Here is a 4530-nt window from a genome sequence, read left to right as displayed (position 1 = left end):
TACAACAAAGGCACAACCCAAGCACACGCCCCAGGCGCTTACACTCCACTACAGCAACAAAACACTGAGCGCGTAGAAGAAACACCTACTCCATTACCCACATGGCCCGGAAGGTGCAAGACTTTGGAGTAAACACAGAAAAGCATAATGTAAAACAACATACCAAATATAGACCAACTCACACGAGTCTACCCCGTCTTACGTATCGTACGCAAAACTAAGGGATTAATGTCATGCTATGCTGAACAATAGAACTTATCTATGGAAAACAGCCCAATACATATACCAACCAATATTCATACTCATGTAGTAAAATGAATTGCAATCCATGCTAAAAAACCAGACAAACCTACAAAAAAGAACCCATACCAACGCATACACACTACTAGTCGCAATATAAGACTAATCTATTGCAAGGCAACACTACATTACGAAATCATTGCCAACAAGTAGCATCTCAAAAATCACTCTCTCAAAACAAAATGAGCGCAAACAATCAACTCAATCAACACATAGTGCAACATAAAAAAAACCAACATTCACAACTTAACTTTCCTTCTTCCTTTTCCTTTTCCCTCTACCACTTCCTCTACTTGAAGAAGAAGCTTTGCCTTCCGTAGGAGTTGGTTCGCTAGCAGGTGGCGGTGAAGGCGGCAAATCTCGATTCAGCAATTCCGCCAATCTCTCTCCTATATCACCCTCCCCGTAAGCAGTACCAGTAGTAGCTGTTGAAAAGCTACTCGTCGCGACGGGTACAGAAGATAAAGGTCCAGAAGATGCAATACTACCGGAGGGCACAGAAGAAGACATACCGGAAGAAGAAGAAGACACATCAGCACCATACCACCTACTCATAAATGATTTCTTAGATCCATAGGGATAACTCCTTTTAGTTACTGTAGTAGATCCCTCTACCTCGACAGAAGTAACGGAAGAAGCACTAGTTGTTAGCAACACCATCCGCTCAGATGGAGAAGTAGATGATACATCTCCTAAAACTCCCAAAGCAGCAGAAGAAGAGGTACCGACCATAGACACCCTAACTTCTTCTCTAGCCAACATTGATGACTCCTCTGAAGGAGAAGGAGTAGAAACATCAACAACCAATGCCTGCTCCTCAGATAAAGGTGAGCACGGCCTATCTACTAACACCCCACCTGACGACACCAAAGAATGGTCTTCGACTAGTGATACTTCTGGCGCTATTCCAGAAACAGGTAAAGTATGTACAGAACTACCTACTTCAGCAAAATGAGATACCTCTCTCTGTGCTGCTACTTGTACTCTCCTCATCACTGAAATTGCCAACGTAGGAATACCAGCCTTATTACAAGCATTAATAAGATCTCTCCCACAAACAGTAGATGATGATTCCTCTCTAGATTCTAATGGAACAAGTCTAGTAAATTCACCCCACTCTGCTACAAAAATACCCTCCACAGCCTCTAAAATAGCATTACCCAAAGATAACCAAAAATCTCTTAAATTGTTTCCCATTAACGGCAATAAGCTACGACCGGAAGCATCCCCGTGTCTGGCACTAAAAATAGAGCAAATAAAATCAGAACAAAGCTCATCAGAATAACCGGTAAGGCAATTAGCCACAAAGCCAGCTTTATAAAGCATCATACTAGCCGTAAGCCAAGCACATTTTTCAGAATCTGAAAGCCTACCCATAGCATCCAACACCTGAACTCCTACCAAAGAAGAGTAAGTACGTCTAGCAAATGCACTAATCTCACGGATAAGAACCTCAACCATTTCGCCAACTTCAGAAGGTAATTCAAACCCAAACAAGCTCACAGAATCACCAGCATGAGGTGCCACTTGCAATCCCATCCCTCCAGTAATTGAACCAAATATTGAACGTGACGACGAAGAAGTAGCGGCCTTAGCACAAGCACCAACAAAATCTCCTCCACAAAGAGCAGATGATACCTCCCCAGGGACTGATGAAAGCAAAACGGGAACAGAAAAGCGCGCAGTAAATGCAGTCCACTTTGTAACAAAAAAATCCCGTAAAGCTCTGAAAATGGCTTGATCTAAAGATGCCCAAAAATCTCTTAATCTGCTTCCCATCAATGGCAACAAGCAACGACTAGAAGAATCCCATACTCTGACATTACAAAGATGCTTAATAAATTCAGGAAGGAGCTTAACAAAATACTCAGCAATGCACTTGGCCATAAATTTAGCCTCATAAAGCTTCATATTAGTTAAGCACCAAGCACATCGCTGTTCAGAATTTGAAAGACTACGGACGGCCCTCGACAATGGACCTCCTAACGTACCAGGGTAAAAACTTTTAGCCACTGCACAAACATCAGATGTGAGCTTTCTAACCACGTCACTAAGCTCAGAAGGTACTACAAACCCAAACAAATCTACAAAACCTGGTGGAACAGGAGAAGAAGTATCAGGAAGTAATGAAGATGTAGAAGAACCAGCAATAGCAGCAGTGGAAGTGCGAGCGCTATTGTAATCAGTAGTGGAAGCGACAGAAACAGAGCAAGTGGCAGTGGTAGCAGCGGCGCCAACATTAGCAATAACTAGATTGGAATCGGGACCGGGATCAGGAGCGCGACCATCCGCAGCGCTAGCCTGAGCAACAGCACGATCGGCATCGATAGCGGCAACGCGAGCAGCAGCGGCAAGGGCAGCGGCAGTGCGAGCGTGGTTATCGGCAATATGGGCACGTGCACGTGCACGGACGAAATTAGGATCGGTATTGGAGGGAGGAACAGCAGCATGAGCACGAGCAGCAGCAGCAGCAGCAACGCGGGCGCGAGCATCAGCAAGGCGAGCATCTTCATGGTGAGTAAGAGCGACAGCAACAAAACTATTGGGAATGTGACCAGACCCAGAACCGGAACCGAGATTAGGGGCGCTACTTTCCTCAGCGCGAGCTTGAGCAACAACACGATCGGCATCGATAGCGGCAAAGCGAGCAGCGGCAGCAAGAGCAGCGGCAGTGTGAGCGCGGCCATTAGCAGCACGGGCACAAGCACGGGCACGGACGAAATCAGGATCGGTACTGGAAAGAGGAATAGCAGCATGAGCACGAGCAGCAACAGCAGCAGCAGCGCGGGCGCGAGCGTCAGCAAGGCGAGCATCTTCATGGCGAGCAAGAGCTGCGGCAACAAGATTATCGAGAGTGTGATCAGACACAGAACCGGAACCGGGATTAGAAACGCTATTACCCACATCACGAGCTTGATCAACAGCACGATCGGCAGCAACAGCAACAGCACGAGCAGCAGCAGCAAGAGTAGCGGCAGTGCGAGCACGATTACTCGCAGTGTTAAGACGGTACCGAGCACGATTCCGGGTAGAAGTGGGATCAGGATCAGTATCGGGAATGGGAGCAAAAACAAAAGCATGAGCACGAGCTGCAGCTGCAGCTGCAGCTGCAGCCTCCGCATCAGCAGCGCGAGCAGCAGCACGGTTATTAAGAGCGGTGGCAACAAGATTATCTAGAACAAGACTGGAATTGGAACCGGAGCTAGGGACGCTACTATCCACAGCGCGAGCTTGAGCAACAAAGCGATCGGCAACAGCAGCATGCGCTTGAGCAGCGGCAGCTCGAGCAGCGACAGTTTTAGCATAATAATCTGCAATGCTAGCATAATAGTCTGCAGCGCGAGCACAAGCAGCAGCGCGAGCGCGAGCAACAACGGGATCGATAGTGGGACAAGCAGCGGCAGCACGGCGAGCACGGGAATCAGCAGTGCGAAAAACAGCAAGAGCACGGGCACGAGCACGAGCGGGATCAGGATTAGTATCGGGAATGGGAGCGGCAGCGCGAGCAGCAGCGCGAGCAGCAGCGGCAGCGGTAGAGGCAGCAGCGCGAGCAGCGGCAACCTGAGCACTATGGGAAGCACATAGGGCCTCATCCAAAGCCATGGAAACCTCTAACCTCCATACAAGAGCTAAGTATTCCCTGATCTTAGCAGCTATAGCAGTAAGAAAAGATTCTCTAAACTGACTAGCTTCCTCAGTACTAAATTTCTTAATCTCTCCACCAACGAGGTGATGAGAAAAAATAACTCTACTATGAACCTCCGCAAAGTACTTCTCACGAAAACCACTCATATCCGCTTCAAGACCAGAAAACAATACATCACGTAACTCAGAAAAATCTTCCATCACAGAATCAGAAAAATCTTCCATCACAGAATCATCGCGTAATAAAGGTGATTCTTGAATCCGAGGTCTAAAAAATGCAGTAGCCTTTTCTTCAAGGGCACATAAAAAACTACCTTCCATTCTACGTAAATCTAACAAATCCGAAGTACAAATATGGAAACCGCAATACTCTGCAGCCCCAGAAGAAGAGGAATCTGCTAATTCTGAACTTGCACCAGCGGAAGCAGAATGAACAGCAGTAGTAGAAACCGTAGAACCAGCAGCACAACGCTTGGAAGCTGGTCCTTTGCCCTTCTTACCCCTATCACCACTACTACCCTTACCTACGGAGGTAGTAGCACTAGAAAAGGCAGCATCAGAAGCACAACGCTTGGAAGCTGGTCC

Annotated in this window: 1 protein-coding gene; it reads right to left on the bottom strand. The window is 47.2% G+C overall.

The window, feature by feature from the left end; genetic code table 11:
- Window positions 1-546: 546 nt before the first annotated feature.
- A partial coding sequence (locus A6733_RS10385; protein ID WP_092460819.1) for a hypothetical protein occupies window positions 547-4530 on the bottom strand: 3984 nt, incomplete at its 5' end.

Source organism: Candidatus Ichthyocystis sparus, assembly GCF_900078745.1.
Lineage (GTDB): Bacteria > Pseudomonadota > Gammaproteobacteria > Burkholderiales > 2013Ark19i > Ichthyocystis > Ichthyocystis sparus.
The sequence above is the reverse complement of the archived record's forward strand: the minus strand, read 5'-3'. Positions and strand labels throughout refer to the sequence as shown.